General features: G+C 67.7%; 2 protein-coding genes and 1 pseudogene. 2 read left to right on the top strand and 1 reads right to left on the bottom strand.

Annotated elements, in window-relative coordinates:
* Positions 1-911, bottom strand: a pseudogene (gene aspS / locus I55_RS00280) (aspartate--tRNA ligase); the annotation flags it as partial.
* 246 nt (positions 912-1,157) lie between these two features.
* Here aspS and I55_RS00275 point away from each other — a divergent pair.
* Together I55_RS00275 and rnd are read left to right on the top strand one after the other, a co-directional pair.
* The gene (locus I55_RS00275) at positions 1,158-2,348 is read left to right on the top strand and encodes an acyltransferase (protein ID WP_049973690.1); all 1,191 of its coding nucleotides are present in this window, start codon (positions 1,158-1,160) and stop codon (positions 2,346-2,348) included.
* Positions 2,349-2,383: 35 nt separating this feature from the next.
* Complete coding sequence (gene rnd / locus I55_RS00270) at positions 2,384-3,535, top strand: ribonuclease D (RefSeq protein WP_044558404.1); 1,152 nt, start codon at positions 2,384-2,386, stop codon at positions 3,533-3,535.
* The last annotated feature ends 253 nt before the right edge of the window (positions 3,536-3,788 follow it).

Genomic DNA, 3,788 nt, shown 5'->3' with positions numbered 1-3,788 from the left:
AATCCCCAGCGGTTTGCGCAGGTCCGGCTTGTCATTGGCGTACTTCAGCATGCTCTCGGCATAGGGGATGCGCGGGAACGGATAGGGGCTGACGGTCTTGGCGACGCCGGTGAAGTCGCGGAACTCCGTGAAGATGCCGTGCATCACCGGCTCGATGGCGGCGACACGTCATCCTGGGTGACGAAGCTCATCTCGAAGTCGAGCTGGTAGAACTCGCCGGGGCTACGGTCGGCGCGGCTGTCCTCGTCCCGGAAGCAGGGGGCGATCTGGAAGTAGCGGTCGAAGCCCGCCACCATCAGCAGCTGCTTGAATTGCTGCGGCGCCTGCGGCAGGGCGTAGAACTTGCCCGGGTGGTTGCGCGCCGGCACCAGGAAGTCGCGGGCGCCCTCCGGCGAGGACGAGGTCAGGATGGGGGTCTGGAACTCGGTGAACCCGGCCTCGATCATGCGGCGGCGGGCCGAGGCGATGACGTTGGAACGCAGATGGATGTTGCGGTGCATCTTGGTGCGGCGCAGGTCCAGGAAGCGATAGCGCAGGCGGATGTCCTCACCCGCGTCCTGGTCGGAATTCACCTGCAGGGGCAGCTGGTCCGCCAGGCTCTGCACGAACACCTCATCCGCCTTCACCTCGATGTGGCCGGTGGGCAGCTTATCGTTGATGGTGTCGGCCGTGCGGGCCACCACGCGGCCGGTGACCGTGATCACCGATTCCAGGCGCGCGGCCTCCAGCACCTTGAAGCCGGGATTGTCGATATCGATCACGCACTGGGTCAGGCCGTAATTGTCGCGCAGGTCGACGAACAGCAGTTGGCCATGGTCACGCTTGCGGTGGATCCAGCCGGAGAGGCGGACGGTGCTGCCGGCGTCTTCCAGGCGCAGGGCGCCGCAGGTGTGGGAACGATAGGGATGCATGGGGCCGGGCCTTGACGTATGCGGTTTCGGGTACGGTTGCGGACAAGCGGCGGCACGCCCTTGAACCGGGGCGCCGGGCAGGCGGACACTAGGGCCGGACGGGGGCGGCTTGTCAAGACGGGCGCAGGCCGGTCAAGGGTCCTGGCGACGCGGCCCCCAAACGCGGCAAAGGGATGGCGTGTTGACAACCCGGGCGGGCCGGAACAATATAAAGTACTGAAATATCTAATCTATTGTCTGGATTTCATGACTTCGTCCAGCGGCCGCCGCGCCGACATCGATGGCTTGCGGGCGGTCGCCGTGTTGTTGGTCAGCGCCTTTCACATGTTTCCCAACACGGCTGGGCGTGGCTTTGTCGGTGTCGACATCTTCTTCGTCCTGTCGGGCTTCCTCATCGGCGGCATCATCTTCCGCCAGTTGGATGGCGGGCGCTTCAGCTTCCTTGATTTCTACGCCCATCGGGCACGGCGCATCTTCCCGCCGCTGATCCTGCTGCTGACCACCAGCCTGGCGGTTGGCTGGTTCACCTTCCCGGCGGTGAAGTTGCGCGATCTGGGCCAGATGACGGCGGAGTGCGCGCTGTTCGTGCAGAACCTGGCCTGGCTGGATTATAAGAACCCCGGCGCCATTCCGGAGGGCGGCAAGCACCTGCGGCATCTGTGGTCGCTGGCGCTGGAGGAACAGTTCTACCTGGCCTTCCCCCTGGCGGTATGGCTGATCCACCGCGCCCGCCTCAACCGGCCGCTGCTGCTGGGGGCGGTGCTCGTCGCCTCCGTCGCCACCCACATCGCGATCTACCCGACCTCGGGCTTCCATGCCTACATCTTTCCCCTGGCGCGGGCCTGGGAATTGATGGCCGGCGCCCTGGCGGCCCACTGGGCCGGCGGGCATGGCGACAGCGGCCATGGCGACGGCGGGGCCACGCGCGGCCCCGCCGACCCGCGCGTGGCCTCGGCCGCGTCGCTGTTGGGCCTGGGCTTGCTGCTGCTGTCCCAGATGCTGGTGCGCTGGCCCACCTCCTATCCGGTCTGGCATGGGGCGTTGCCGGTGCTGGGCACGCTTTTCCTGCTGCTGGCCGGCCCCCAGGGCTGGGTCAACCGCACACTGCTGGCCACGCGGCCCGCCGTCTGGCTGGGCGGCATCAGCTATTCGCTGTACCTGTGGCACGAGGTGCTGGTGAGCCTGGCGCTGCCGGCGATCGGCATCGAGCCATCCCGGGCCGCCCGGGTGATCTGCCTGCTGGTCAGCATCGCCGTCGCGGCGATCAGCACCCATCTGGTGGAGCGTCCGCTGCGGGAAAGCAAGCGGCGGCCGGGCGCCGTGGCCGTGGGGTTGACCCTGTTGCTGGCCGCCGTGGGCGCGGCCGGCTACGTCTGCTTCCTGGCCGACGGCTTTCCGGAACGGGTGCTGGCGGCGGCGGGCGCAAGAGGCCGCTAGGCATACGCCGCCGCCTATAGTATGTGGAAGGTCTCATGACGCTGATCACCACGACCGCCGACCTCTCCGCCTTCTGTGACCGCCTGGCCTCCGCCGCGTACGTCACCGTCGACACCGAATTCATGCGGGAGAAGACCTACTACCCGCAGCTCTGCCTGGTGCAGGTGGCCGGCCCCGATGAGGCCGCCGCCATCGACCCGCTGGCCGACGGCATCGACCTGTCGCCGCTGTTCGCGCTGCTGGCCAACCCCGCCGTGCTGAAGGTTTTCCACGCCGCCCGCCAGGACCTGGAGATATTCTTCAACCTGACCGGGTCGGTGCCGACCCCCCTGTTCGACACCCAGGTCGCGGCCATGGTCTGCGGCTTCGGTGACAGCGTGGGCTATGAGACGCTGATCACCAAGCTGACCACCGCCCGCATCGACAAGTCCAGCCGCTTCACCGACTGGTCCAACCGGCCGCTGACCGACCGGCAGCTGACCTACGCCCTGTCGGACGTCACCCACCTGCGCCCGGCGTATGAGAAGATCCGCCGCCGCCTGGACAAGACGGGGCGCGAGGGTTGGCTGGCCGATGAGATGGCCATCCTGACCAGCCCGGACACCTACCGCCAGAACCCCGACGAGTCGTGGCGCCGGCTGAAGCCCCGCACCGACAAGCCGCGCTTCATCGCCGTGCTGAAGGAGCTGTGCGCCTGGCGCGAGCGCGAGGCGCAGCGCAAGGACATCCCGCGCAACCGCGTGGTGCGCGACGAGACCCTGATGGAGATCGCCGCCCACACCCCCAGCACGGTGGACGACCTGGGCCGCACGCGCGGCCTGGGCCCCAGCATGGCGGCCGGCCGTTATGGCACCGAAATCCTGGCGGCCATCGACAAGGCGCGCGGCCTGCCCGACAGCGCCCTGCCCCGGCCGGAACCCCGCGCCGAACTGCCAGCCGGCATCGCCCCGACGGTGGAGCTGCTGCGGGTGCTGCTGAAGCTGGTGTGCGATGATGAGGACGTGGCCAGCCGCCTGGTGGCCAACGCCGCCGACCTGGAGGCCATCGCCGCCGACGATAACGCCAAGGTCCCGGCCATGACGGGCTGGCGCTTCGACCTGTTCGGCAACCAGGCGCTGAAGCTGAAGCACGGCAAGCTGGCCCTGGCCATGGAGAACCGCAAGGTCAAGCTGGTCCAGCTGGACTGATACTGGCGGCTCTCGCCCTCAAACGCCGGACGCCGGCATCCGCCAGCTTGGCTTATCCTCGATTTTCAGTCCGCTCCGCTCCCCAAAAAATCTTCGGCGGACGCGGTCGCGTCCTATAACAGCATATGTTCCGCCCCCCCGCCGGGGTGACCTATGGGCGGCGTTTTTGCGTTCAAGGCAGCCCTGTGACGTTTCCCTCGCCCGGCAACCATAATCCGGTTACGATGCGGGCAAACGACACGGGATAGGGAAG

Source organism: Azospirillum sp. B4, assembly GCF_000333275.1.
Classification (GTDB): Bacteria; Pseudomonadota; Alphaproteobacteria; order Azospirillales; family Azospirillaceae; genus Nitrospirillum.
Note: the sequence above shows the minus strand (reverse complement) of the source record. Positions and strands in the feature narration are given on the sequence as shown.

Excerpts from the sequence above, each read along its gene's own strand:
- rnd (WP_044558404.1), top strand. The coding sequence starts at position 2,384 with ATGACGCTGATCACCACGACCGCCGACCTCTCCGCCTTCTGTGACCGC.
- I55_RS00275 (WP_049973690.1), top strand. The coding sequence starts at position 1,158 with ATGACTTCGTCCAGCGGCCGCCGCGCCGACATCGATGGCTTGCGGGCG.